At 66.9% G+C, this 25,028-nt stretch carries 26 protein-coding genes; all 26 read right to left on the bottom strand.

All coding sequences use genetic code 11. The features are described 5' to 3' along the window. Positions 1-92: 92 nt before the first annotated feature. Complete coding sequence (locus ABE473_RS16300) at positions 93-2,237, bottom strand: EAL domain-containing protein (protein ID WP_346490215.1); 2,145 nt, start codon at positions 2,235-2,237, stop codon at positions 93-95. Positions 2,238-2,410: 173 nt separating this feature from the next. Beyond that, a complete protein-coding gene (fliR, locus tag ABE473_RS16295; RefSeq protein ID WP_176989039.1) occupies positions 2,411-3,202 on the bottom strand; it encodes a flagellar biosynthetic protein FliR in 792 nt (263 codons plus the stop codon). Positions 3,203-3,213: 11 nt separating this feature from the next. Then, entirely contained in the window at positions 3,214-3,483 is a 270-nt protein-coding gene (locus tag ABE473_RS16290) for a flagellar biosynthetic protein FliQ (protein ID WP_019184809.1), read from the bottom strand. 39 nt (positions 3,484-3,522) lie between these two features. Continuing rightward, positions 3,523-4,305 carry a flagellar type III secretion system pore protein FliP gene (fliP, locus tag ABE473_RS16285; RefSeq protein ID WP_346490214.1) on the bottom strand — a complete coding sequence of 261 codons (783 nt, stop codon included), beginning with the start codon at positions 4,303-4,305 and terminating at the stop codon, positions 3,523-3,525. Between the two features lie 2 nt (positions 4,306-4,307). After that, positions 4,308-4,709 carry a flagellar biosynthetic protein FliO gene (fliO, locus tag ABE473_RS16280; RefSeq protein WP_176989038.1) on the bottom strand — a complete coding sequence of 134 codons (402 nt, stop codon included), beginning with the start codon at positions 4,707-4,709 and terminating at the stop codon, positions 4,308-4,310. Beyond that, positions 4,706-5,059: a flagellar motor switch protein FliN gene (gene fliN / locus ABE473_RS16275; RefSeq protein ID WP_346490213.1), complete on the bottom strand. Its 354-nt coding sequence runs from the start codon at positions 5,057-5,059 to the stop codon at positions 4,706-4,708. The genes fliO and fliN overlap by 4 nt, the downstream gene beginning before the upstream one ends. After that, a complete protein-coding gene (gene fliM / locus ABE473_RS16270) occupies positions 5,056-6,063 on the bottom strand; it encodes a flagellar motor switch protein FliM (RefSeq protein ID WP_346490212.1) in 1,008 nt (335 codons plus the stop codon). Before fliM ends, fliN begins: the two co-directional genes overlap by 4 nt. An 8-nt stretch (positions 6,064-6,071) precedes the next feature. After that, a complete protein-coding gene (locus ABE473_RS16265) occupies positions 6,072-6,590 on the bottom strand; it encodes a flagellar basal body-associated FliL family protein (protein WP_176989035.1) in 519 nt (172 codons plus the stop codon). A gap of 170 nt (positions 6,591-6,760) precedes the next feature. Beyond that, entirely contained in the window at positions 6,761-7,924 is a 1,164-nt protein-coding gene (locus ABE473_RS16260) for a flagellar hook-length control protein FliK (RefSeq protein ID WP_346490216.1), read from the bottom strand. Next, positions 7,924-8,382, bottom strand: coding sequence for a flagellar export protein FliJ (gene fliJ / locus ABE473_RS16255; RefSeq protein ID WP_179458999.1), 459 nt, complete (start codon positions 8,380-8,382; stop codon positions 7,924-7,926). The genes ABE473_RS16260 and fliJ overlap by 1 nt, the downstream gene beginning before the upstream one ends. Before the next feature lie 3 nt (positions 8,383-8,385). Continuing rightward, on the bottom strand, positions 8,386-9,765 hold the full coding sequence (locus ABE473_RS16250; protein WP_346490211.1) for a FliI/YscN family ATPase: 1,380 nt from the start codon (positions 9,763-9,765) through the stop codon (positions 8,386-8,388). After that, positions 9,762-10,397 carry a FliH/SctL family protein gene (locus ABE473_RS16245; protein WP_179458997.1) on the bottom strand — a complete coding sequence of 212 codons (636 nt, stop codon included), beginning with the start codon at positions 10,395-10,397 and terminating at the stop codon, positions 9,762-9,764. The genes ABE473_RS16250 and ABE473_RS16245 overlap by 4 nt, the downstream gene beginning before the upstream one ends. After that, the gene (gene fliG, locus ABE473_RS16240; protein WP_176989152.1) at positions 10,394-11,380 is read right to left on the bottom strand and encodes a flagellar motor switch protein FliG; all 987 of its coding nucleotides are present in this window, start codon (positions 11,378-11,380) and stop codon (positions 10,394-10,396) included. The genes ABE473_RS16245 and fliG overlap by 4 nt, the downstream gene beginning before the upstream one ends. Positions 11,381-11,393: 13 nt before the next feature. Continuing rightward, on the bottom strand, positions 11,394-13,034 hold the full coding sequence (fliF, locus tag ABE473_RS16235; RefSeq protein WP_176989031.1) for a flagellar basal-body MS-ring/collar protein FliF: 1,641 nt from the start codon (positions 13,032-13,034) through the stop codon (positions 11,394-11,396). 12 nt (positions 13,035-13,046) lie between these two features. Further along, the gene (gene fliE / locus ABE473_RS16230) at positions 13,047-13,409 is read right to left on the bottom strand and encodes a flagellar hook-basal body complex protein FliE (RefSeq protein ID WP_179458995.1); all 363 of its coding nucleotides are present in this window, start codon (positions 13,407-13,409) and stop codon (positions 13,047-13,049) included. 271 nt (positions 13,410-13,680) lie between these two features. Beyond that, positions 13,681-15,177: a sigma-54 dependent transcriptional regulator gene (locus tag ABE473_RS16225; protein WP_346490210.1), complete on the bottom strand. Its 1,497-nt coding sequence runs from the start codon at positions 15,175-15,177 to the stop codon at positions 13,681-13,683. After that, positions 15,174-15,551 (bottom strand): response regulator transcription factor, encoded by a 378-nt coding sequence (locus ABE473_RS16220; RefSeq protein WP_026070040.1) that lies wholly within the window; start codon positions 15,549-15,551, stop codon positions 15,174-15,176. The genes ABE473_RS16225 and ABE473_RS16220 overlap by 4 nt, the downstream gene beginning before the upstream one ends. Before the next feature lie 14 nt (positions 15,552-15,565). Then, complete coding sequence (gene rpoN, locus ABE473_RS16215) at positions 15,566-16,978, bottom strand: RNA polymerase factor sigma-54 (protein ID WP_346490209.1); 1,413 nt, start codon at positions 16,976-16,978, stop codon at positions 15,566-15,568. Positions 16,979-17,241: 263 nt separating this feature from the next. Next, the gene (locus tag ABE473_RS16210; protein ID WP_121036749.1) at positions 17,242-17,874 is read right to left on the bottom strand and encodes a response regulator transcription factor; all 633 of its coding nucleotides are present in this window, start codon (positions 17,872-17,874) and stop codon (positions 17,242-17,244) included. Positions 17,875-17,961: 87 nt separating this feature from the next. Then, positions 17,962-18,543 carry a PilZ domain-containing protein gene (locus tag ABE473_RS16205; protein ID WP_176989027.1) on the bottom strand — a complete coding sequence of 194 codons (582 nt, stop codon included), beginning with the start codon at positions 18,541-18,543 and terminating at the stop codon, positions 17,962-17,964. Then, positions 18,540-18,836 (bottom strand): hypothetical protein, encoded by a 297-nt coding sequence (locus ABE473_RS16200; RefSeq protein ID WP_176989026.1) that lies wholly within the window; start codon positions 18,834-18,836, stop codon positions 18,540-18,542. The genes ABE473_RS16205 and ABE473_RS16200 overlap by 4 nt, the downstream gene beginning before the upstream one ends. Further along, entirely contained in the window at positions 18,833-19,249 is a 417-nt protein-coding gene (gene fliS, locus ABE473_RS16195; protein ID WP_176989025.1) for a flagellar export chaperone FliS, read from the bottom strand. The genes ABE473_RS16200 and fliS overlap by 4 nt, the downstream gene beginning before the upstream one ends. 127 nt (positions 19,250-19,376) lie before the next feature. Continuing rightward, positions 19,377-20,759: a flagellar filament capping protein FliD gene (gene fliD, locus ABE473_RS16190; RefSeq protein WP_346490208.1), complete on the bottom strand. Its 1,383-nt coding sequence runs from the start codon at positions 20,757-20,759 to the stop codon at positions 19,377-19,379. Positions 20,760-21,213: 454 nt separating this feature from the next. After that, entirely contained in the window at positions 21,214-22,434 is a 1,221-nt protein-coding gene (locus ABE473_RS16185) for a flagellin (protein ID WP_346490207.1), read from the bottom strand. Between the two features lie 81 nt (positions 22,435-22,515). Next, on the bottom strand, positions 22,516-23,730 hold the full coding sequence (locus ABE473_RS16180; RefSeq protein WP_346490206.1) for a flagellin: 1,215 nt from the start codon (positions 23,728-23,730) through the stop codon (positions 22,516-22,518). Between the two features lie 72 nt (positions 23,731-23,802). Further along, entirely contained in the window at positions 23,803-25,026 is a 1,224-nt protein-coding gene (locus ABE473_RS16175) for a flagellin (protein ID WP_346490205.1), read from the bottom strand. Between the last annotated feature and the right edge of the window lie 2 nt (positions 25,027-25,028).

Raw genomic sequence — 25,028 nt, 5'->3', positions numbered from 1 at the left:
ATAGGTTGGGCGGCCCGGGGGCGGGCACCTGGCGTGGCCGTGTGTTTTTCTTGCTGCCGCCACGCGCCCGGCACTACCTCAGTGACCCTGCATCACCCGGCCGAGGCGCCGGGCCGCGGCTGCGCCTTCCAGCCGGCCGCCACCTCCACCCGCGGCCGGGGCAGGTCATGCAGCTGCATGAAGCGCTGGGCATCCACCGGACGCCCCAGCAGATAGCCCTGCAGGTAATCGCAGCCCAGTCGTTCCAGGTAGGCCCGCTGGCCGACCGTCTCCACTCCCTCGGCGACGATGTCCATGTCCAGTGCATGCCCCAGCGCCACGATCGCCGAGACGATCACCACGTCCTCGGAGCTGTTTTCCAGATCGCTCACGAAGGCGTGGTCGATTTTGATCTCGGTGGCCGGCAGGCGCTTGAGGTACAGCAGGCTGGAGTAGCCGGTGCCGAAGTCATCGATGGAGATGCCCACGCCCAGCGCGGCCATGGCCTGCAGCAGGGTAAGGCTGGCCTCGGTATCACGCATCACCGTGTTTTCCGTGATCTCCAGGATCAGCCGGCGTGGTTCGATGCGGTGCGTCTGCAGCGCTTCGCGGACCTCCTGCAGCAGGTTGGGCGAGGCGAACTGGATCGGCGAGAGATTCACCGAGACCGTCCAACCGTCATGCCCGGCGTCGTGCCAGACACGCAGCTGGCGGCAGGCCTCATCCAGCGCCCAGCGCCCGATCTCGTTGATCACACCGCTGCGCTCGGCCAGGCGGATGAAGCGGTCCGGTGGAATCAGCCCCTGCTGCGGATGCCGCCAGCGGATCAGCGCCTCGGCGCCGCTGACCGACTGCCCGGCCACACGGGTCTTGGGCTGGTAGTGCAGGAACAGCTGTTCGGTCCCGATCGCGCGCCGCAGGTCGCCCAGCAGCTGGAACTGCTGCTCGGCGCTGTCATTCATCCAGTCCGCGAACAGCACGTAGGCGTTGCGGCCGGCTTCCTTGGCCTGGTACATCGCCGCATCGGCGAATCCCATGAGCTGGCGTTCGCTGGCGGCATGGTCCGGGCAGATCGCGATGCCGATGCTGGCGGTCACCTGCAGATCGTGGCGCGGCAGCAGCGGCTCGCCGCCGACGGTCTGGATGATGCGGCTGGCCAGTGTCGCCACGTCTTCGTCGTTCTCGATCGGTACCACCAGCACGAACTCGTCGCCGCCCAGGCGCGCCATCATGTCCGCCGGCCGCAGCAGTTTGCGGGTGCGGTCGGCGACCGCCACCAGCAGGGCGTCGCCGGTCTGATGGCCGTAGGCGTCGTTGACCTGCTTGAAGCCGTCCAGATCCATGAACATCACCGCGAAGCGGCTGCCACGCTGTTCGGCCTCGGTCAGCGATTGCTCGATGCGCTGCTGCAGCAGCCGGCGATTGGGCAGGCGCGTCAGCGGATCGTGCAGTGCCGCCTGGGTCAGCTCGGCGTGGGCATCGTCCAGCGAACTGCTCAGGTCGGTGTTGCGCAGCCGCAGCAGCTGCGCCTCCATGCGCTGGTCGAGCCAGGAAACGATCAGCACCACCGCCAGGATCGCGATGGTCAGCACCAGGACCACCAGTGCCAGCCATTGCGCCTGCAGGCCGTCACCGGCCGCCGCGCCGCAGATGCTGCCGGCCGGGAAGCGCGCGGCCGCCATGCCGGTGTAGTGCATGCCCACGATCGCGGTGCCCAGTACCAGCGCCGGTGCGGCGCGGTCGCGCAGGCGACGGTGCGTGCTGCGCAGGCGGAAGGCGATGAACAGCGCAGTCCATGAAGCGACCACCGCGATCACCAGCGACAGCGCCACCCAGCCGGCGTGGTAGTCGATCCCGGGCTGCATGTGCAGCGCGGCCATGCCCAGGTAATGCATCGAGGCGATGCCGCTGCCCATGAGCACGGCGCCGAGCGCGAGGCGGCCGTGCGGCAGGGTGGGTTGCGAGACCAGCCACAGGGCGAAGATCGAAGACGCCATGGCGGCCAGCAGCGAGACCGTGGTCAGGCCGAGCGCGTAGCCGAGCGGGATCGGCAGCCGGAAGGCGAGCATCCCGATGAAGTGCATGGACCAGATGCCCAGCCCCATCGCGCAGCCGCCGCCGACCAGCCACAGCCAGGTGGTGCGGGGCGTGGCCGCGGTGGTGACCCGGCTGGCCATGTCCAGCGCAGTGAACGAGGCCAGCACGGCGACCAGGAACGAAACGACCACCAACCACGGGGTGTAACTGCCGATCAGCATGGATGACGCTCTCCCTGGTCAACATCTGAGCGATACGACAGAACGCGATCACCGAAGAGTACCGGTGATGGCCTCGTCTTCAGCCAAGACTAACGCCAGGCCCGGGGGGGATCGCAAGGGGCAGGCGCGCGGCGCCGCGGGACGGTGGCGTGGCTGTCCCGGCGTGTCCCGGGTCAGCGGCTGACGCTGTCGGCGGCATCGAACGCCGCGTCGAACAGGCGCTGCACCGGCGGGCCCATTTCGCCGGCCAGCACCGTGAGCAGGAACAGCCCCAGCAGCAACGCCACCGGCAGGCCCAGCTGGATCGGGTTCAAGGCCGGCGCCGCACGGGCCAGCACACCGAAGGCCAGGTTGATCGCCAGCATCGCCACGGTCAGCGGCAGGGCCAGGGTGAGCGCGCCACGGAAGACCTGCAGCAGGAAGGTCGGGGCAATGCTCAGGAACGCCTGTGGATCGGGCAGCGAGGTGCCGATCGGCAAGGCCTTGTAGCTGTCCATCAGCAGTGAGATCAGCGCCAGGTGCCCGTTGACGGTGAAGAACAGCAGGCCGAACAGCAGATAGAACCACTGCCCGATCACGCCGGAGCTGCCGCCGCGCAGCGGATCGCTCATCTGCGCGAACGCCAGGCCGGTGCCCTGGGCCACCAGCTCGCCGGCCATCGCGCCGGCTTCGAATACCAGCCGCAGCACGAATCCGATCGAGACGCCGATCGCCAGCTCGCGGGCGACGGTCAATACCGTGGCCGCATCGAAGCCGGTCCATTCCGGCACCGGCGGCAGCATCGGCGACAGCGCGATCGCCAGCGCACCGGCCAGCAGCACGCGGATCCGCGATGGCACCGCGCGGGTGCCGATCAGCGGCATGGCCATCAGCATCGCGCCGATGCGCAGCATGGTCCACAGGATCGTGCCGATCATGCCGAAGGCCTGCAGGCCATCGGCTGCCATCTGGGTCGCGGAATCCACGGCGGCGGGCCTCAGCCGATCAGGTGGGGAATGCGCTGGAACAGCAGCGTGGTGTATTCGACCAGGTGGCCGATCAACAGGCTGCCCAGCGCGAACAACACCACGGTCAGGGCGGCTGCCTTGGCCACGAAGGCAATGGTGGGTTCGTTGAGCTGGGTCGCGGCCTGGACCACGCCGACCACCACGCCGACGATCAGCACGGTGAGCAGCAGCGGGCCGGCGACCCACAGCACGGTGATCAGGCCACCACGCAGTTCGGTCAGGGCAAGTTCGGGCGTCATGTCGGTCTCGGGTCCGTATCGGTCAACAGGGCGGGGCGGTCAGACCGCATTGAAACTGGCAGCCAAGGTGCCAACCACGAGAACCCAGCCATCCACCAGCACGAACAGCAGGATCTTGAAAGGTGCGGAGACCAGCATCGGCGAGAGCATCATCATGCCCATCGACATCAGCACGCTGGCCACGACCAGATCGATGATCACGAACGGGATGAAGATCAGGAAGCCGATCTCGAACGCGGTCTTCAGCTCGCTGGTGACGAACGAGGCGACCAGGATTGGGAACGGGATGGCATCCGGGCTGGCGTAGGTGCCATGCCCGGCCATGCCGGCGAAGGTCATCAGGTCCGTCTCGCGGATCTGGGCCAGCATGAAGGCGCGCAGCGGCTGGGTGGTCAGCGTCCAGGCGGTCTGGAAATCGATCTCGCCGTTGAGGTAGGGCGCCATGCCGCTGCCCCACGCCTTCTGCCAGACCGGCAGCATCACCATCGCGGTGAGGAACAGGGCCAGGCCGAGCAGCACCTGGTTGGACGGTGTCTGGCCGGTGCCCAGCGCCTGGCGCAGCAGGCCGAGCACGATGATGATGCGGGTGAAGGCGGTCAGCACCAGCAGCATCGACGGGATCAGGGTGATCGCCGTCATCAGCAGCAGGGTCTGCAGCGGCAGACTGACCGGCTGGCCGCCGATCTTGCCGACATTCACGTCCGGCAACGCCGGTACGCCCGGCACGCCGGGCGCGGCCCAGGCCAGGGCCGGCAGCGCGCACAGCAGGGCGGTCAGCAACAGCGGCAGGTAACGGGTCCAAGAGGTACGGGGGCCACGCATGATCAGGATTCCTTGCGCAGCCGCTGTTGCAGCAGCTGGGCGAAATTCGGGAGGTGTTTGAAATCGGGAAGGCGCGCCGGCGGCGGGGTCGGCAGCGGTTCGGGCAGCTGATGCAGCGTGTTGATGCCGCCGGCGGTGACACCCAGCAGCAGCTGGGTGCCATTGACCTCGACCACCACCACGCGCTCCTTGGCGCCGACGGTCAGGCTGGCGACCACGCGCAGGCCTTCGGCCGGGCGGAAGCCGCTGCCGGGCATGCGCTTGAGCAGCCAGCCGAGGCCGACGATCAGGGCCAGCACGCCCAGCAACGCCAGCACCGCACCGAACATGCCCGGTGCGGCGGCGGCATGCTGGCCGACCTTGACGGTCGAGGCGCCGGCCGCGATCAGCAGCCCGGCACTCAACGCAGTCTCCGGATCCGTTCGCTCGGGCTGACCACGTCGGTCAGGCGCACGCCGAAGCGGTCGTTGATCACCACCACCTCGCCATGGGCGATCAGGGTGCCGTTGACGAACACGTCCAACGATTCGCCGGCACCGCGTTCCAGTTCCACCACCGAGCCCTGGTTGAGCTGCAGCAGGTTGCGGATCGGCAGGCGGGCGCGGCCGACTTCCAGCGACAGGGTCACCGGTACATCCAGGATCACATCCAGGTTCAGCTCGGGACCGAGGTTCTCATCGGACTGCAGCGTGGTGAACTGCGCCGGTGCCGGTTCCACTGGGGACAGCGGTTCGTTGGATTCGATATCGTTCATTGCGAGACTTCCTGGAGTACGGGAACGCGTGGGCGGGTGCCCGGGGGATGGGTGGCGGTGATCTTGACGGCGTTGCAACCGTTGGCGATGCCGAACTCGCCGGTGAACACCGGGATGTTCTCCACGCACAACGGCACCTGCGCCGGCATGTCGATCGGCAGGATGTCGCCGACCTTCAGGCCGGTCAGCTCACGCAGGGTCATGCGCTTGCTGGCCAGCACGCTGGAGAGCGTGACTTCGGCGATGTTGAGCTGTTCGCGCAGCATCACGCCCCAGCTCGCGTCGCGGTCGTTGCGATCGCTCTGGATGCCGGCATCGAGCAGCTCGCGGATCGGCTCGAGCATCGAATAGGGCAGGGTGACGTGGATGTCGCCGCCACCGCCGTCAAGCTCGACATGCAGGCGGCAGACCACCACGTACTCGCGCGGCGTCACGATGTTGGCGAAGTGCGGGTTGATCTCGGAGTTGATGTACTCGAGCTCCACGTCCATCACCGGCGCCCAGGCTTCCTGCAGGTCGGCGAAGGTCTGCTTGAGCAGCAGGTGGATGACGCGCATTTCGGTGGCGGTGAACTCACGGCCTTCGATGCGGGTCGGGTAGCGCCCATCACCGCCGAAGAAGTTGTCCACGATCGCGAACACCAGCGTCGGCTCGAACACGATCAGCCCGGTGCCGCGCAGCGGCTTGAAGCGGATCAGGTTGAGGTTGGTCGGCACGTACAGCGAATGCATGTAGTCGTTGAACTTGATCAGCTCGATGCCGCGCACGGAGAGTTCGGCCGAACGCCGGATCAGGTTGAACAGGCCGATGCGCCACAGGCGCGCGAAGCGCTCGTTGACCATTTCCAGGGTCGGCATGCGACCGCGGATGATGCGGTCCTGGCTGGCGAAATCGTACGAGCGCGCCTCGCCGGGCGTGGGCGCATCGATGTCGGTCTCGACCGCACCGGAGTCCACGCCATGCAGCAGGGCATCGATCTCGTCCTGGGAAAGCAGGTCATTCATGGTCGCCCTTACTGGGTCACGAAACTGGTGAACAGCAATTCGTCGGCGCCGGGCTTGCCGGTCTCGGCCTTGAGCAGCTTCTGCACTTCGGCCAGGGAACTGGCCTGCAGGCGCTCTTTGCCGGCGCGGTCGGCGATGTCGGTCGGTTCGACCTGCGAGAACAGCATCAGCAGCTTGGCGCGGATGGCCGGCGCATGCAGCTTGATCGCCTCCATCGCGGCCGGGTCTCGGCTCATCAGCTGCACTTCGACCTGCAGGTAGCGCGGGCCGTCGAAGCTGCTGTTGAGGTTGACCACGAACGGCGGTTCCAGGCCGAAGTACTGCGCCGGGGCAGGCACGGCGGATTTGCTGGTGGCCGGCTTGGCGGCCTTGTCGTCGTGCTTGGACTGGGTGAAGTACCAGACGCCGCCACCGGCGGCGCCGGCGGCGAGCACCGCGACCAGGGCGGTGACCAGGAGCGGACTGCGCGGCTTGGCGGTCTTGTCCTTGTCGGCGGATTTCTTGGTTTTATCGGCGGCTGCGGCCACGAGGGGAAGCTCCAGAGGATTGCTTCCTGCCTACATGCAAAGCGCGTGCCTGAATGCTGGAGATGGCGTGCGTCGGGTTTCTGGCGGGGTGAGCACGCAACACAGGGGCGGACGTTTGCCTCGCCGGAACCAAGGGCAGCCACGCATGGCGTGGCTGCACAGCTACGCGATCACGCGTAGGCGTCGACCAGGCCGCGCTGGCGGATCAACTGGGACGGGGACAGGGTGGTATCGGCCAGCGCCGGCTCTCCGTCGTCGCCGGTCATCCCGCCGCTGCCATCGCCACGTCCGCCGTCGGGCGCGGTCTGCTGCTGGCCCACGTCGGCGTTGCCGAGCTGGAAGCCCTGCTCGCCGAGCAGCTCACGCAGGCGCGGCAGACTGCTTTCCAGCGCGTGACGCACATCGGCGTGGGCGCTGGTGAAGGTGGCATGCACCTTGTCGCCGTCCAGCTGCAGCCGCACTTCGATGGGCCCCAGGTCGTTCGGGGTGATCTTGATATGCGCGTGGCCGATCTTCTGGTCCGCCAGCCAACCGACGCGTGCGCCGACGGCATCGTCAAAGTCTTCGCCGCCCAGATGCGGGGTGGCGGTGGGGGAGCCGGTGAACAGGCTGGCGACCACCGGCTTGGCCTCGGTCATGCCCTGCAGCGCATGAAGCAACGGACTGGCGGGGGCATCGGGGCCGTCGTTGGTGGCCGCGTTCAAGGCGTCCGTGAAGGTCTTCAGCAGCAGGGCATCGTCGGCTGGCGCGGCATCGGCGGCCAACGCGGGCAGTGCGATGCTGCCGTCGGTGGACGGCGCGGCGGCCAGCGCCGGCGGGGTGGCGTTCGCCTCCGGGGCTGCAGTCGCCAGGGCCGGCAACGCCGCATTGGTGCCGGCGGCGGTACCGGCCGCCACGGGTGTGACCGGTGTGGGCGCCGGCACCGGCGCCGGCACCGGCAGCCCGTTCAATGCCAGCCCGGCCAGCCCCAGTGGCGGCCAGGCGGCTTCGGTGTCGTCCGCCGGTTCGGCGGCCGGCTTCTCCGCCGTGGCCGGTGCTTTGCCCGTGGCATCGGTGGCGGCGACCAGGTCGTCCGCCTTCTTGGCGCCGGGCTTGGCGGGGCGCGTCGTTGCGTCCTTGTCCTGGCCGGGCGTACTGGTGGGGGTGCTCTTGCCCGCGTCGCGGTTGCTGCCGGACTTGGGCGGCGTGTCGTTGCGCGGTGCCTCATTGCCCGGCTTGAGCAGCGCGTCAAAGTCCCGACGGTCGGTGCCGCTGGCGCTGTCCGCGCGGGGGCTGGGCGAGGTGCCGCCCGCATTCTGTGCGGATGCGGCACCCCCGAGCAGGGCGGGGGGCATCACGGGGTGCCTCCGTTCTCGCTGTCTTCGCGCTGCGCCTGGCGCGAGCGCCGGGCCCCGAGGTCGTCCATCTCGCGCTGGTCGCGGCGGTCGGTAACCACCTTTTCCTGCGCGCGGTAACTGGCAGCCAACTGTTCCAGCACCTGCTTGTCGCGGCTGGCCAGCAACAGACGGGCGCGCTCCGCGTCGACCTTTTCGCGGTTGTTGTCCACGGTCTGCCGCTGCTGGGCGACCGCGCTGTCCAGGCGATCCAGGAACGCGCGGCGGTTCATGAGCTGGGCCGGGCTGGTGGCCGACATCTGTGCGCCGGCGTATTCCTCGGCGTAGCGGCGCAGCTCATCCAGGCGCGACACATGCGTGTCGAGCGCGCGCTGGCGCTCGGCCAGGTCGCGGGCGACCTCGTCTTCGTGGTCCTGGGCTCGTTTAAGCAAGGGGTCGAAGCGCTTGGATTGGATCATGGCTTAAGTCTCTGGTTCCACCAGCCGCTTGAGGGCGGCTTGACTGTGCGGCAGGTCGGCGGCTTTGCCGACGTCCTGGCCGAGGAATTCAACAATGTCCGACCAGCGCTCCAGCGCCTCGTCGGTCGCCGGGTCGTTGCCGCGCTGGTAGGCGCCGATGGCGATCAGGTCGCGGTTGGACGAGTACGCCGAGACCAGCCGCTTGAGCTTGCGGATGCGCAGGCGCCACGGTTCGTCGGCGATTTCCGTGACCACGCGGCTGACCGAGGATTCCACGTCGATGGCCGGGTACAGGCCGCTGTCGGCGACGCGGCGCGAGAGCAGGATGTGGCCGTCAAGAATCGCGCGTGCGGCATCGGCGATCGGATCCTGCGGATCGTCGCCTTCGGTCAGCACGGTGTAGAAGGCGGTGATCGAGCCGCGGCCCTTGGCGCCATTGCCGGCGCGTTCGACCAGCGCAGGCAGCTTGGCGAACACCGACGGCGGGTAGCCGCGGGTGGTCGGCGGCTCGCCGACCGACAGACCGATTTCACGCTGGGCCTGGGCGAAGCGGGTCAACGAGTCCATCAGCAGCAGGACGTTCAGGCCCTGGTCGCGGAACCACTCGGCAATCGCGGTGGCGCGGTAGGCGCCGTGGAGGCGGGCCAGCGGTGGGCGGTCGGCCGGGCTGGCCACCACTACCGCGCGGCGCAGGCCTTCTTCGCCGAGCGTGCTTTCCACGAAATCACGCACTTCGCGGCCACGTTCACCGATCAGGCCGACCACGATGACGTCGGCGGCGGTGTAGCGGGTCATCATGCCCAGCAGCGTGGATTTACCCACGCCGGACCCGGCGAACAGGCCGACACGCTGGCCACGACCGATCGGCAGCAGCGCGTTGATCGCGCGCACGCCGACGTCCAGCGGCTGGGTGATCGGCTCGCGCGCCAGCGGATTGATCGATACGCCGGCCATGCCGACCGTGCCTTCGGCGCGGATCGGGCCCTTGCCATCGAGCGGGACGCCGTCGCTGTCGATCACGCGGCCCAGCAGGCCTTCGCCGACCTCCGCGCCGCCGCGACCCAGCGAAGGCACGACCCGCGCATTCGGCAGCAGGCCATGCAGTTCCGCGCTCGGCATCAGGTAAGTGCGTTCACCGGCGAAGCCGACCACTTCGGCATCGACCCAGCCCCCATCGGCCACTTCGACTTTGCAGCTGGCGCCCATCGGCGCTTCGCAGCCGACCGCTTCCAGCGTCAGGCCGACCGCGCGGCGCAGCACGCCTTCGCGGATCAGGCCACGGCCATGGGCGGTGTCCGGACGGATGTTGTCCAGCCGCGAGGCCAGCCGCAGGTTGCGTGCGGCGGTCCAGTCGGCGGGCGGGGGCAGGGGCTCGGTATTCATGGGGTGGTTCCGGCTTTGCGGATGACCGCATCCAGGGCGCCGCGCAGGCGTGCATCCAGCGTGCCGTCGATGCGCACGGCTTCCGCATGCACGCGCAGGTCGCCGCGGCTCAGGCTCAGGTCCGGCGTCAGGCGCTGGTTCGGGGCCAGGTTGAGCACCGGGGCCAGCGCGGCGATGTCGTCGGGGTGCAGTCGGACTTCCACGTCGCGGCTTGCACCGCCCACGGCGTCCAGCGCCTCGTTGACCAGCTGTGCCAGCAGCTCCGGTTCTGCTTCGTAGGCACGGCCGACCAGGTTGCCGGCCACGCGCACCGCCAGCTCGCCGAGCGCGGCGACCACTTCATTCTCCAGCCGCACCAGTGGCCGGCTGAAGTTGTCGAGGATGCCTTCGATCTGCGCGATCAGGCGGCGCACTTCGGCCTGGCCCTGGGCCAACCCCTCGGCGTGGCCCTGGTCGAAGCCGTCTTTCTCGGCGTTGTCCTGGATTGCCTGGATTTCCTCCAGGGTCGGCAGCTGCAGCAACGGCTCCGGCTCGAACTCCAGATCCGGTTCGGTGAGGTCGAACTGTTCTTCCGGTGCCGGCTCGGGCACCGCCAGCAGGTCCGGGGCAAGCCAGCGCACGGCGTTGTTCACAGCATCGCCTCCGCGTTGCCACCAATGGTGACGGTGCCCTCATCGGCCATGCGCTTGACGATCGCCAGGATCTCGCGCTGCGCCACTTCCACGTCGGACAGGCGCACCGGGCCACGGGCTTCCATGTCTTCCAGCAGGATTTCAGCTGCACGCTGGGACATGTTGCGGGTGATCTTGTCGCGCACCTTGATGTCGGCACCGCGCAGGGCCAGGCCGAGGCGTTCGCCGCTGACTTCGCGCAGCACCAGCTGCAGTTCGCGATCGTCCAGGTCGACCAGATCGTCGAACACGAACATCAGGTCCTGGATGCGGCCGCTGAGCGGGGCATCAATGCGCGCGATCTCGCCCAGGATCGCCTGGTCCTGGCCGCTGTCCATGAAGTTCAGGATGTTGGCCGCGCACTGCACGCCACCGATATTGGACGACTTCAGGTTCTGGTTGCCGGCGAACTGGCGCTCCATGATCTCGTTGAGTTCATTGAGTGCGTTCGGCGGGATGCCATCCAGGGTCGCGATGCGCAGCAGCACGTCCACCCGGGTGCGCTCGGGCAGCAGCTTGAGCGCATCGGCGGCCTGGTCGGTTTCCAGGTGGGCCATCACGATGGCGATGATCTGCGGGTGCTCGTTGCGGACCAGGTCGGCGACGGCGCGCGGATCCATCCACTTCAGTGCATCCAGGCCGGTGGTATTGCGGCCGAGCAGGATGCGGTCGATCAGGCTGCCGGCCTTTTCGGTGCCCAGGGCCTGCACCAGCATGTTGCGGATGTAGTCGTCCGAACCGACGCCCAGCGAGGTCTTGGAGCCCAGCTCGCTGCCGAACTGGTCCATGACGCGCTCGACCTGCTCGCGGGTAATGTCGGTCATGGTCGCCATGGCGATGCCGATCTTCTGCACCTCCTTGGGTTCCATGTGGCGCAGCACTTCGGCCGCGTCCAGTTCGCCCAGCGAAAGCAGCAGCACGGCGGCGCGCTGCACGCCGGTCAGCGGGGGAGATGCATCAATCATTGGCCACCCAGCCCTTGACCACCTGGGCCACGCGCTTGGAATCGGTCTTTACAGCTTCACGCGCCATGCGCAGTCGTTCCTCGTAAGAGTCCACCGGCAACGCCAGGGGTTCATGTCCCGCCGCGTGCAGGCGTTCGCTGCCGATCGCAGGCAGGCCCTCGCCATCGTCGACCAGCTGCACATCGGCACTGTGGGGTTCAAGTTCGTCGTCTTTCGGCTTGGTCTGGCCGGTGATCGAGCGCAGCGCCGGGCGCAGCACGCCGAACACCAGGGCCAGCACCACGATCGCGCCCAGCAGCAGACGCAGTGCGTCCTGTACCTGTGGCAGCTCCCACCACTTCGGCCCTTCGACCGGGGTGACCTCACGCACGAACGGGGCATTCATCACCGAGACCGTATCGCCACGCTCGGCATCGAAACCAACCGCCTGCTTGACCAGCGCCTCGACCCGGGTCAGCTCCGCGGCCGAGAGGGCCTGGTCGGCCATCTTGCCGTTGGCGCCGGCGCGCGGCACGTTGTCCACCAGCACCGCCACGGAGACGCGCTTGATGCGGCCGGCCGGCTGGCGGGTGTGCTGCAGGGTGCGGTCGAGCTCGTAGTTGCGGGTGGCGTTCTTGGAGGTTTCGGTCGGTGCCTGGGCGGTGGCCGGGGCGGCCGCCGGGCCGGGCGGGGTATTGCTGGCCGCACCGGGCACGCCCTGTGGGCCGGGCACGTTGCTGCTGTTCTCGCTCATCTGCTCGCTGCGCAGTTTCTGCGGCTCGCCGTTGTAGAGCTCACGGGCTTCTTCGATCACCGAGAAGTCCATGTCCACGCTGACTTCCGGATTGACGCGGCCAGGGCCGGTCATCGGTTCGAGCAGCTCGCGGATGCGCTGGTTGAACGAGGTTTCCTGGCGGCGGACCTGCTCGAACTGCGCGGCATTCATGGCCGCATCGCTGTTCGGGTCGGAGACGCTGAGCATGCGCCCGCTCTGGTCGACCACGGTCACCCGCTCCGGGGCAAGGTCCGGAATGCTGGCCGCGACCATGTGCACGATCGCATCGATCTGGCCGCGTTCGAGCTGCTGCCCGCCGCGCAGTTCCAGCACCACCGAGGCACTGGCCACGTCACGCTGGCGGGTGAAGGCGCTGGGCTTGGGGATGGCCAGGTGCACGCGCGAATCGCGGACCGGACGCAGCGTGTTGATGGTGCGCGACAGCTCGGTTTCCAGCGAGTGCTGGTAGCGGGCGTTCTCCATGAACTGGCTGACGCCGAAGCCCGGGTCGCGCTCCATCAGTTCAAAGCCGAGGCGGCCGCTGTCGGTCAGCCCGGAGCCGGCCAGCTTGAGGCGGGCATCGTGCAGGTTCTTCTCCGGCACGGTGATGCCGCCGGTGGCGGGGTCGAGCTGGAACGGAATCTGCGCCGCGCGCAACAGGTCGGTGGCCTCGGCCGTGGCCTTCTGGTCCAGCCCGGTGTACAGCGGCACCATGCCCGGCTTCTGCGACCAGAAGAACACGAACAGCCCTGCCGCCACGGCCACGGCGATCATCGCCATCAGGCCGAGCCGACGGGTGATCTGCAGGCTTTGCAGCCGGTCGAACCACTGCCCAGCCTTTTCGGTGTTCAGCGATTCTTTGGAGAGCGACAGGGCCATGCGTTTCTATCCTTACAGCGGCATGTTCATCACGTCCTGGTAAGCCTGGACGAGACGGTTACGGACTTCCACGGTGGCGCGGAAGGCGATCTGGGACTGCTGCGAGGCGACCATCACTTTGGCCAGGTCCGCACCGGGTTCACCCAGTTCGAAGGACTTGGCCAGCGCGCCGGATTTCTGTTGCGCATCGTTGACGCCGGCGATGGCGCCACGCAGGGTTTCGGTGAAGCTGGGGCCCTGGATCTCCTGGGGGGCCACCAGGCCCTGGATGGCATTGCTGCGCGGCACCTCCGTCAGCGGACTGACGGCGGGTTGCCCCATCTGGGTCTGGAAGGTGCGGATCTGAGAAAGGATCGAGGTGACGGAGTGCGACATCTGGAACGTTCCGAAGCAGGGGTGGGTTACGGGTGAATACGTTGCAAGTGCCGTGCCGAAACCGATGAGCGATTCAGTTTCGTAAGGGGGGCGGGGGTTTGCGTATTCAGCCGTCCCTGTGCACAGGGCGGCGCGGTGCGACGGCATGCGCCAGCGGCAGTGTGTTGCTGTGGCGTGCCGGAGAGTCGACGCCGGAAAACCGGCGGAGGGCGGGGAACCAAAAAAAAGCCCGGGACGTGCCCGGGCTTCTGCTTTCCAGCTGCAAATCTGCTCAGCCGGCCAGTTCGGTCTGGTCGCGCTCGATGCCGTACTTGCGCAGTTTTTCCACCAGCGTGGTGCGGCGCAGGCCGAGCAGCTGGGCGGCGTGGGCGACGACGCCCTGGGTGCGTTCCAGCGCTTCGTTGATCAGGTTCAACTCGATGCTGGCCATGTGGTTGCGCAGGTCCATGCCGTCGTCCGGCAGGGCCGGCGCGCGGGCAGCCGGGCCGCTGCCGTTGTCCGCTGCGGTGGTGCCCTGGGCGCCCGGGGTGTGGAACGAAAAGCTGCGCAGGTCCAGGCGCTCGTCGGCGGCGGCCGCCGGTACGGCCGCCACGACCGGGGCCGGGACGGCGAAATCGCCGCGGTAGCGCGCCGGCAGATCCTGCACGCGTACGTTGCCGCTGGGGTGCAGCACGGCCAGGCGCTCGACCAGGTTGGTCAGCTCGCGCACATTGCCCGGCCACTCGTAGGTGGCCAGCGCCTGCAGCGCTTCGCCGGTGAAGCGCACTTCGCCGCGCCCGGTACGGGCCAGCTGGCCGGCAATGGTGGTGACCAGCGCGGGCAGGTCTTCGCTGCGCTCGCGCAGGGCCGGCACGTCGATCGGGAACACGTTGAGCCGGTAGAACAGATCTTCGCGGAACTTGCCGTCGGCGATGCGCGATTCCAGATCGCGATGGGTGGCGGCGATCACGCGAACGTTGCAGCGGATGGTCTGGTTACCGCCGACCCGCTCGAAGCTGCGTTCCTGCAGCACGCGCAGCAGCTTGACCTGCATCGGCAGGCTCATGTCGCCGATTTCATCCAGCAGCAGGGTGCCACCTTCGGCCATTTCGAAACGGCCCTTGCGGGCGCTCAGCGCGCCGGTGAAGGCGCCCTTTTCGTGGCCGAACAGTTCGCTTTCCAGCAGGTCGGCCGGGATCGCGCCGCAGTTGATCGCCACGAACGGACCGTCGCGGCGCGGCGAACGCTGGTGGATCGAGCGCGAGACCACTTCCTTGCCGGTGCCCGATTCGCCCAGCACCAGCACGGTGGTGTCGAACGCGGCGACCTGCTCGATCATGCGGCGCAGCTGGGTGACGGCCGGGCCGTCGCCGGTCGGCCCCTGTTCCTGCACGGCGCCGGCCTGGTGCTCGGCATCCAGGCGCTTGAGGCTGGCACGACGCAGCAGGCCTTCCATCTGCGCGTGGCGCAGCGGGGCTTCGAGCGGCCACACATTGGCTTCGTGCAGGCCGTACTGCCGGGCGAAAGCGGTGGTGTCGCCATCGATCAGCATCACCGGCGGCGGCAGTGCGCCCTTGCCCAGCCAGGCGAACAGCGCGTCGCTGCGCTCGGAGCCGTCCAGGCCGCCGATGATCGCGGCCATCCAGTCGTTCGGGCGATGGCGGGTGATGTCGAAATCGTTGGCGTCGGCCACCCAGCGCGGGTTGAAGTCCATGAACTCCAGCAGGGCGACGGTGCGCTCGGCGCGGACCGCGTCGTTGTCCACGACCAGAATGCGTGACTCGCTCATGATCCGTTCCCCTTCAGGCCTTCCAGGATCGGCATCACTTCCTGGATGTAGGACAGCTTGCTGACGAAGTTGTCGGCCCCGGCGCGCAGGGCGTGCTCGCGGTGTTCGGCGTCATCGAAGTGGCTGGCGATGACGATGTAGGGCGCGTCGTCCTGCGATTTGATCAGGCGGGTCGCCTGCAGGCCGCCCATCTCCGGCATGGCCAGGTCCATCAGCACCACCTTCGGGCGCAGCGACTCGGAGCGTTCGATCGCTTCCAGGCCATTGGCGGCGCTGCCGATCACATCGAGCCAGTCGACCTTGCGGAAGTGGCGCATGGCGGCGTTGATGAAACCTTCGTGGTCGTCGACCAGCAGGACGGTGAGCTTGTTCATGTCTTCCATTTCCTTCAGCCCACCCGGGCCAGGAGGTGCGGGGTGCTGGCATGGCTGCGGCGGCGTTCGCGCGCCGGGGCGATGTCCAGTTGTTCGCGGTATTTTGCAACGGTACGGCGGGCGATGTTCACCCCTTGGCGCGAGAGCAGGCCGGCGATGGCTTCATCGGCCAGCGGGCGCGCGGCCGGCTCGGACTCGATCAGGCGACGCACCATGGCCTTGACGGCCTGGCCGGAGACGCTGGCGCCTTCCAGGCGCACTGCGAAGAAATGCTTCAGTTCCAGCGTCCCGCGCGGCGTCTGCAGGTACTTGCCGGTGGTGATGCGTGAGACGGTGGACTCGTGCATGCCGATTTCGTCGGCCACTTCCTTCAGCGTGAGCGGCGCCATGGCTTCTTCGCCACGGGTCAGGAAGCCGGACTGGCGCTCGATGATCACCCGCGCGGTGCGCAGCAGGGTGTCATAGCGCATCGACAGGCCGCGGGTCAGCCAGCGCGCTTCCTGCAGCATGTCGCGCAGCGGCTGGGCCGCATCGGTGGTCTCGGCCAGGGCCTGTTCGTAGTGCGGGTTGATACTGAGGCGGCGGCTGGTGGCCGGATTGAGCGCCACGCGCCACTGGCCATCGGCGTGCCAGGCGACCACGTCCGGGATGACCACGCCGTTGCTGTCCGGCAGCAGGCTTTCGCCCGGGCGCGGCTGCAGCGACAGGATCAGGCGGACCGCTTCATGGATATCGGCGACTTCGGCATCCAGGTCCCGGGCCAGGGCCGGGTAATCGTGTGCGGCCAGCGCGGCCAGGCCGTGATCGAGCACGCGCTGGGCCAGATGGCGGGCGGCAACCCGGCCGGGCAGGGCGCGCAGCTGGACGCTCAGGCATTCATGCAGGTCCTGCGCGGCCAGGCCGACCGGGTCGCCGTGCAGGATCTGCTGGCGGACCGCTTCCACGCCTGCGGCATCGACATCGCAGCGGGCGCTGGCCAGCAGGGTCAGCTGGGCGAGCGGGGCGTCCAGATAGCCGGCGTCGTCGCAGTGCTCCAGCCAGAAACCGGCCACGGCCAGTTCGCGGGCATCCAGTTCGATGGCCAGGCGCTGCAGGGCGCGCAGCTGAGGGTCGGAGGATTCGCCCGCCGCCACGCGCTGCATGCGGTCATCGTCGCCATCCTGCCAGCCGGCGCCGGCGACGTCCCACATGGTGCTCTCGGGCAGTTCGTCGAAGGCGGCCACGTCCTGGCTGGTCGTGGCTTCGGCGGTCTCGGCCGCTACCGGCTCCGGCGCTTCCTCGAGCTCGAGCAGCGGGTTGGTATCCAGTGCGCGGCGGATTTCCAGTTCCAGCTGCATCCCGTCAAGCTGCAGCAGGCGGATGGACTGCAGAAGCTGCGGCGTGAGGTGAAGCTGCTGACCCATCTGGGTCGACATGGAGGCTTTCAAGGTGGTTCCCCGTTCGCACCGACTCCCCGGTGCGTTATGGAACACATCTTGCTTCTGTTCCCGTACGCCGGGAATCAGGGGGTTCCTGAGTCGGGTCGTCAAATGCCTGACAGCGTGTAGGGAGAACCCCTACACCAGCGCGGTATTTTGACGGTGAGGGGCGGTCGGGCCTTGTACTGTGGTCGCCAGCACCGAAGGCCTGGCTTCAATAATCCGTCACCGATGGCCCGGCTGCCCGCTGTGTGCCGGAGAACCGGCGCGCCTCACTCCAGCTCGTGCTGGTGGCGGGCGGCGAGCAGCACCAGATCATTGGCGCGGCGGCAGCCCAGCGATTCCATCATGCGGGCGCGGTGGGTCTCCACCGTCTTGACGCTGATGCCGAGGTCGGCGGCGATTTCCTTGTTGCTTTCGCCCTTGCCGATCTGGCGCAGGATCTCGCGCTGGCGCGGCGACAGGGCCGCCACGCCGACCGGCTTTTCCCTGCCCAGCATGGGCGCCAGCATCTTGGCCGAGATCTGCGGGCTCAGGAACACCTGGCCGGCATGGGCGGCACGCAGCGCCAGTTCCAGCTCCTGCGGAGCGGCATCCTTGACCACGAAGCCAACCGCACCCCGGTCGAGCGCATCGCGGACATGCACGGCATCGTCGTGCATGGTCATCATCACCACGCGCGAGCCGGGCGTACGCAGCAGGATGTCGCTCAGGGCTTCCAGGCCGGTGCGGCCGGGCAGGGACAGGTCCATCAGCACCACGTCCGGCGAATGCTGCACGCTCAGTTGCAGCGCCTGTTCGGCGTTGCTGGCCTCGGCGATGACCTCGACGTCGGCAAAGCCCTGCAGCAGGCGGCTGAGGCCGGCACGGACCAGGGTGTGATCATCGACGATGAGAACGCGCACAGGCTGCTAGGGAAGCGGGGAGGTCGTCACCTTAACGGAGTGAAGGCCTACCGCCAAGCCGATTGGGTCACAGTCGGGAGCGTATGGTCAGCGCAGACGACGTGCTTCGGCGATCTGGCGGCGGTGCAGGCGGAACAGATGACGTTCCAGCGCCATCTCCAGCGCGTCGCTGAGCCCTTCGAAGCGCAGCCAGAGATAGTGGGCGCCCGAACCGTTGGCGGCTTCGGCGACGATGACCACCGGGAGGTCGATATGGTCGGGCAGCCAGTCGCAGGGCTGCAGGCGGATCACGCCCATGCTCCCCGGGGTGGCGCCGCTGCGCGTGCCCTGTTCCAGGCGGATGCCGCGGCGCGACCAGCGCAGCGGACGCAGGGGCAAGTCCTGGGTGGTCTGGCGCACCAGCCGGCCCAGCAGCACCATGACCAGATCCAGCTTGGCTTCCAGGCGCTGTACCTGCAGCGTCGCATCGCTGCGGTCGTCATGGCCGTCGTCGCCACGTGCGTCTTCAACCAGGGCCACGCTGCGCAGCAGGGTCTCGGCGGTCCCGGGGCGGATCACCGCGCTGCCGATGCGGAACTCGGCCGGCAGCGCCAGTTCGCAGCTCAGCGTCTCATCGAACAGCTCGCTTTCGGCCGGGTGATGGATGGCGCTGGTGCGAAGGTCGGTCATGACAGGGATTCTGCGGTCAGGTACGCCTGCGCGGCGCGAAGGGACTGGTGGCCGTTGTGGATGTGGCGGCTGGCGTCTTCGCGCTGCCGCATCATGAACAGCATGATGCGCTGCTGGCGCGCCTGCAGCGAGGACAGGCCCGGCACATCGAACAGGGCCGACGGGCCGGCCAGGTAGTCCTGTTGGGCAGCATCGAGGGCATCCAGCTGCAACCCGGCCTCGTCAAAATTCTCGTCGTGCAGCGCGGTTTCCAGTGCATCGAGCCGGGCGTTCAGCGCGCCGAGCGAACTCACGGGGCGGCCTGCGCAGTCTGGCGCTGCTGCTGGGGGATGGCATTCCACGCGGCGTCGATTTCGCCGAGCAGCTCGAGGGCTTCGGTCAACGCGGCCGGATCATTGTGCAGGTTGGCTTCGGTCAGCCGGTGCATCACGTAGTCGTACAGCGAGGACAGATTGCCCGCGATCTCGCCGCCGGCCTCATGGTCCAGCGAGCCGTTGAGATGGCCGACGATCGCACAGACCTCGCCGATCGCCTTGCCTTTGCGCGCCTGGTCGCCACGTTCCATGCAGGCCAGGGCGAGACGAAGGCGTTCGCAGGCACCGGCCAGCAGCAGCGCCACCAGCTTGTGCGGGTCGGCATCGGTAACCGAACTCTGCACGCCGACCTTGCGGTACTGCTCGGTGAATTGACGGTTGGAACCGTACATCAATCATGTCTCCTTCATGCGGGGCCGCGAGGTTCGCGACATCGTCGGCACCGGGTGGAGCCTGCGGGTGTCCTGCCAGTGATATCGGCAGCGGGCCGGTTCAACTTGAGTCCGCTGCCGCGATCGATCAGCCGCTGAGCTGCGAGAGCTGCGAGGTGAGGCTGGTCATGGTCTGGCTCATCTTGCTCATCAGCGCGTCGAGCGCGAGGAACTGCTTTCTGTAACGCTCGGACACGCCTTCCATGCGCACATCCAGCGCCTTGCGGCGCTTGTCGATGTCGGTCAACGTGGTGTTGATGCTCTTGGTGCGCGAGACGAACGCGCCTTCCTTGCCCACGGTGGTGCTGACATAGCCGTCGACCATGGCAAACAGCTTGGCCGCCGCACCGTCATCGCCGGTGAAGGCTTCGCGTACCGCGCCACCCTGATTGACCAGGGCCGCGTCGAACTTGGCGGTATCCAGCACCAGGCTGCCATCCGCGTTGGGATAGGCGCGGGTCTGCAGGCCGATCTTCTTGGGGTCCAGGCCGGCGGCCGACAGATCCTTGAGGATGCCGCCCATCATGCTGCGCAGCTGGCTGGAGGCGCCGCGCATCTGGGCATCGCCGGTCAGCGAGGACGGTTCCTTGTTCTCGATGTCGTACTTGGTCGCGGTGTTGATTGCCGCGATGGCGCCGTTGTAGGCGGTGACGAAGTCCTGCATCACCTTGCGCGCGGCCGCGACGTCGGTACTGATGGTGACGGTGCTTTCGCCGGTCTTCTTCAGGTTCAGGGTCAGGCCGGGGACGACGTCGGTCACCGTGTTTTCGCTGCTGGTGACTTCCACGCCATCGATGATCAGCCTGGCGTCAGCGGCGGGCGTGCGCTCTTTCAGGCTGTCAGCCAGCGCGGCGAGCTTGGCGTTCGACGGGTCGGCGGTCAGTTTGATGGCATTGGCGGTACCGGACTTCTCCTGCGAGATAGACAGGTACTGGTTATCGCCCGAGGAGATCAGCGTCGCCTGCACACCCGAGGCGCGTCCGGCCTTCTCGATCTTGGTGCGGATCGAGCTGAGCGTGTCATCCGCTTCGACGTTGATGTTCAACGTCTTCTGCTTGTCGCCTACGCCCACGGTGAGCGTCAGGGTTCCGGCGCCGAAGGTGTCTGTCTTCGGCAGCGAGGTGTCGGCGATCCACTTGTTCGCCGTGGCGAGCTCCTTCACGTCGATGACGTGGGTGCCGGCCGCGGCTGCGTTGGTGCCGGTGGCCGTCAAGATCTCGTCGGTACCGGGCTTGCTGGCGGTGAACGTGCGGGCATCGAAGGCCGTATTGGCCTTCAGCGCCTTCAGCGCCGTGTTCAGGGTGTCGAACGCGGATTTGACCGTGCCGATCGCCGAGAGCTGCATCTTGGCCTTGGACTGCTGCAGGTTCAGTGCGTTGTCCGCCGGCTTGCGATCGGCTGCCACCAGGCTGCTGACCATGCCGGAAATATCCAGTCCTGAACCGATGCCGCCGTAACCGAAGTCCGCCACGTTGTATCTCCTGTTTGTTGCCACTGCAGTGAAGTCGCAGGGCGATGCCATCAACGAAAGTAGCGGCCGTAGCCGCCGGGTCTTTAGAGCCACGTTGATGCAGGAGTTGTGCCAGCCAGGGCGGGGGCGGGTTTGGCACGCCGGTTGCAGGAGCCCTGGGGCAGGGGCGGCGATGCGCGCCCTTGATAGGTGGTCTGTAAAAAACCCTCCTCCAATGCAGAGGAGGGGTCAGGCTACTGAAAAGCGGGGGGAGACGAAGCCACCCGGGGTGTTCAGTCAAACAAACAGCGCTGATAACAGTTCTGCCGCAGGGGCGGGCCATGGCCACGATGATGTGGCGACCGGGAGAGCGTCCGGTCCCATGGCCATGGCCCGTTCCTGCGCGTGCTTTGCGATGCCTCGGGTTGCCCGCGCCGCCGGCAGAAGCCGGCGGCGGGGACGATGCAGGCGTGGATCAGCGCAGCAGGCTGAGCACGTTCTGCGGCACCTGGTTGGCCTGGGCCAGCATGGCCGTACCGGCCTGCTGCAGGATCTGGGTGCGGGTCAGCTCTGCGGTTTCCTTGGCGAAATCCGTGTCCTTGATGCGGCTGCGCGACGCGGACAGGTTTTCGGTCGAGGTCTGCAGGTTGGCGACCACCGAGGTGAAGCGGTTCTGGATGGCGCCGAGGTCTGCACGGGTGTTGTTGATGGAGCTCAGGGCGCTGTCGACGATCTCCAGCGCCTGCTGTGCACCAACGACAGTGCCAATGTCGAGATTGGAGAGATGGGAGGCCCCGCTGCCAGCAGTCAGCTGCGTGGTGTCATCGGGATCAGCGGTGATACCGGCGACTTCCATATCTGCGATCACGATGTCAGCCTTCACTGCAGTGAGGGTGACTTTGCCCGGGTCAACCGTTCCGTCCGCCTTGGTCGCCGCTGCAGCATGTACGCCGGTCTCACCGATCTTCGCGTTGATTGCGGTGGAGATGGCCTTGACGGCATTCTGAGCCGTGCTTGCCGCTGCCGCGGCTATTGCCGCAGCATCCGCGCCAGCTGCCGGGGCAACTACTTCATACTTGATTTCGCCAAGCTCGATTGCCCCGATCTTGGCATCAGCGATCTTGCCGGAGGTGAGCGTCTCTCCTGTCAGGTCAATGCTGCCGGCGGTGGCAAACGTGGTCGCGCCAAGCGAGCTCGCCTTTGCATCGACCACCTTATCGATAGCGATTGCTTGTCCTGCGTTGGCACCGACCTGGAACAGCTGGCTGGAGAACGAGCCGTCAAGCAGTTTGGTGCCATTGAACTCCGACTGCTTGGCAACGCGGTCGATTTCACTGACCAGCTGGGTGACTTCGGCCTGCAGCGCCTTTCGGTCACTGGCGGAGTTGGTAGCATTGGAGGACTGCACGGCCAGTTCGCGGACACGCTGCAGGTTGTTGCCGATTTCGCTCAGCGAACCTTCGGCAACCTGGGCAAGCGAGATGCCGTCGTTGGCGTTGCGGATGGCCACGTCGGTACCGCGGATCTGCGTGCCGAAACGCTCGGAGATCGCCAGGCCGGCGGCGTCGTCCTTGGCGCTGTTGATGCGCGAACCCGACGACAGGCGCTGGATGGTGGTGGCCAGGGAGCTGCCGCTGGTGCTCAGGTTACGCTGAGCATTCAACGACATCGTGTTGGTGTTGATGACTTGTGCCATGGTGGTTTCCTTTGGCGGTGGATCGTGAATCGATCGTTACACCTGCGCCGAATGTCTCGGCGCAGGCGTTTGGACTCCGGCTTAGCGCAGCAGGCTGAGCACGTTCTGCGGGACCTGATTGGCCTGGGCCAACATGGCCGTACCGGCCTGCTGCAGGATCTGGGTACGGGTCAGCTCTGCGGTTTCCTTGGCGAAATCCGTGTCCTTGATGCGGCTGCGCGACGCGGACAGGTTTTCGGTCGAGGTCTGCAGGTTTGCAACTACCGAGGTAAAGCGGTTCTGGATGGCGCCGAGGTCCGCGCGGGTGCTGTTGATCGAGCCCAGTGCACTGTCAACAATCTCTAGAGCCTGCTGGGCACCGGCAACGGTGTCGATTTTGAGATCGGACAGGTGCGATGCGGCGGTCCCATCGGCGGCATCTGCATTCAGAGTCAGGCCGTCGGGAGTGGTGGCACCAGCTGTCACAGCGATGTCAGTCGCTTTGTTGTCCGCCTTGACTGAGGTGAGGGTAATCGACCCTGCGGTTACAGCTCCAGTTGCCTCATCAACTGTCGGTGCGGCATGCAAGCCGGTCTCACCGATTTTGCTATTGATAGCTGCCGTGATTGCCTTGACAGCGTTGGCTGCATTCGACGCCTGGATGGTGGCATCACCGGCCGGGTCAACAAAATCGAACTTAACTTCACCAAGGTCGATCTTTCCGACCTTCATTGATGCAATCGTTCCGCTGTCCAGCGTGGCGCCGTCCACCTCAAGGGTGCCGCCGGTAGCGAAGGTCGTTCCTCCCAACGCGTTCGCCTTAGCGTCCACCACCTTATCGATGGCAATGGCCTGACCAGCATTGGCGCCGACCTGGAACAGCTGGCTGGAGAACGAACCGTCCAGCAGCTTGGTGCCGTTGAAGTCCGACTGCTTGGCCACGCGATCGATTTCGCTGACCAGCTGCGTCACTTCGGCCTGCAGCGCCTTGCGGTCGCTGGCGGAGTTGGTGGCGTTGGAGGACTGCACGGCCAGTTCGCGGACACGCTGCAGGTTGTTGCCGATTTCGCTCAGCGAACCTTCGGCAACCTGGGCAAGCGAGATGCCGTCGTTGGCGTTGCGGATGGCCACGTCGGTACCGCGGATCTGCGTGCCGAAACGCTCGGAGATCGCCAGGCCGGCGGCGTCGTCCTTGGCGCTGTTGATGCGCGAACCCGACGACAGGCGCTGGATGGTGGTGGCCAGGGAGCTGCCGCTGGTGCTCAGGTTACGCTGAGCATTCAACGACATCGTGTTGGTGTTGATGACTTGTGCCATGAGGAAGGGTCCTTGAGCAGTTGCACGTGAGTTGGGTTAGCCGCTCCTGACGTGCTTCAGGAGCGTCGCATGTCAGCGCTGCAACAGGCTGAGCACGTTCTGGGGAACCTGGTTGGCCTGGGCCAGCATGGCGGTGCCGGCCTGCTGCAGGATCTGGGTGCGGGTCAATTCAGCCGTTTCCTTGGCGAAGTCCGTGTCGCGGATCCGGCTGCGGGAGGCCGACAGGTTCTCCGAGGAGGTCTGCAGGTTGGCCACCACCGAGGTGAAGCGGTTCTGGATCGCGCCGAGGTCGGCGCGGACGCTGTTGACCGATTCCAGTGCCTTGTCGACAATTTCCAAGGCCTGCTGGGCGCCTGCCACCGTATCGATCTTGATGTCGGCGACGTGGGATGCGGCAGCACCGTCCGCGGGGGTGTTCAGCTCAACCGGCGGGGCGCCGGCCAGGGTGACGGCGACATCCGTAGTCTTGTTATCCGCCTTCACCGAGGTCAGTGTGATGGCGCCGGGAGTTACCAAACCTGCCGGGGTCGTCTCCTGCGCAGCATGCAGACCGGTTTCGCTCAGCTTGCCGTTGATGGCGCCCATCATTGCTTTGGTGGCGTTGTCCAGGTTCTTTGCTTCGATCGCCGTGATTTCGTCCGCCGTGCCGGCCGGCGTTGTGTAGTCGAACTCCACGTTTCCGATGTTGATGCCACCCACGCTCAGACCTTCGATCTTGCCAGCGGCGGCGGTCACCCGCGCGTTGTCGAGCGTGATGCTGCCAGCGTCGACAAACGTGGTGGCCCCCAGCGACTCTGCCTTTGCATCCACCACACTGTTGATCGCAATTGCCTGACCGGCGTTAGCACCCACCTGGAACAGCTGGCTGGTGAAGCTGCCGTCCAGCAGCTTGGTGCCGTTGAAGTCGGACTGCTTGGCGACGCGGTCGATTTCGCTGACCAGCTGGGTCACTTCGGCCTGCAGGGCCTTGCGGTCGCTGGCGGAGTTGGTCGCGTTGGAGGCCTGCACGGCCAGTTCGCGGACGCGCTGCAGGTTGTTGCCGATTTCGCTCAGGGAGCCTTCGGCGACCTGGGCCAGCGAGATGCCGTCATTGGCATTGCGGATCGCGACATCGGTGCCGCGGATCTGGGTGCCGAAGCGCTCGCTGATGGCCAGGCCGGCGGCGTCGTCTTTCGCGCTGTTGATGCGCAGGCCCGACGACAGGCGCTGGATGGTGGTAGCGAGCGAGTTGCCGCTGGTGCTCAGGTTGCGCTGAGCGTTGAGCGACATCGTATTGGTGTTGATTACCTGTGCCATGG

The organism is Stenotrophomonas sp. TWI700, assembly GCF_039673645.1.
GTDB lineage: Bacteria > Pseudomonadota > Gammaproteobacteria > Xanthomonadales > Xanthomonadaceae > Stenotrophomonas > Stenotrophomonas maltophilia_AA.
The sequence above is the reverse complement of the archived record's forward strand: the minus strand, read 5'-3'. Positions and strand labels throughout refer to the sequence as shown.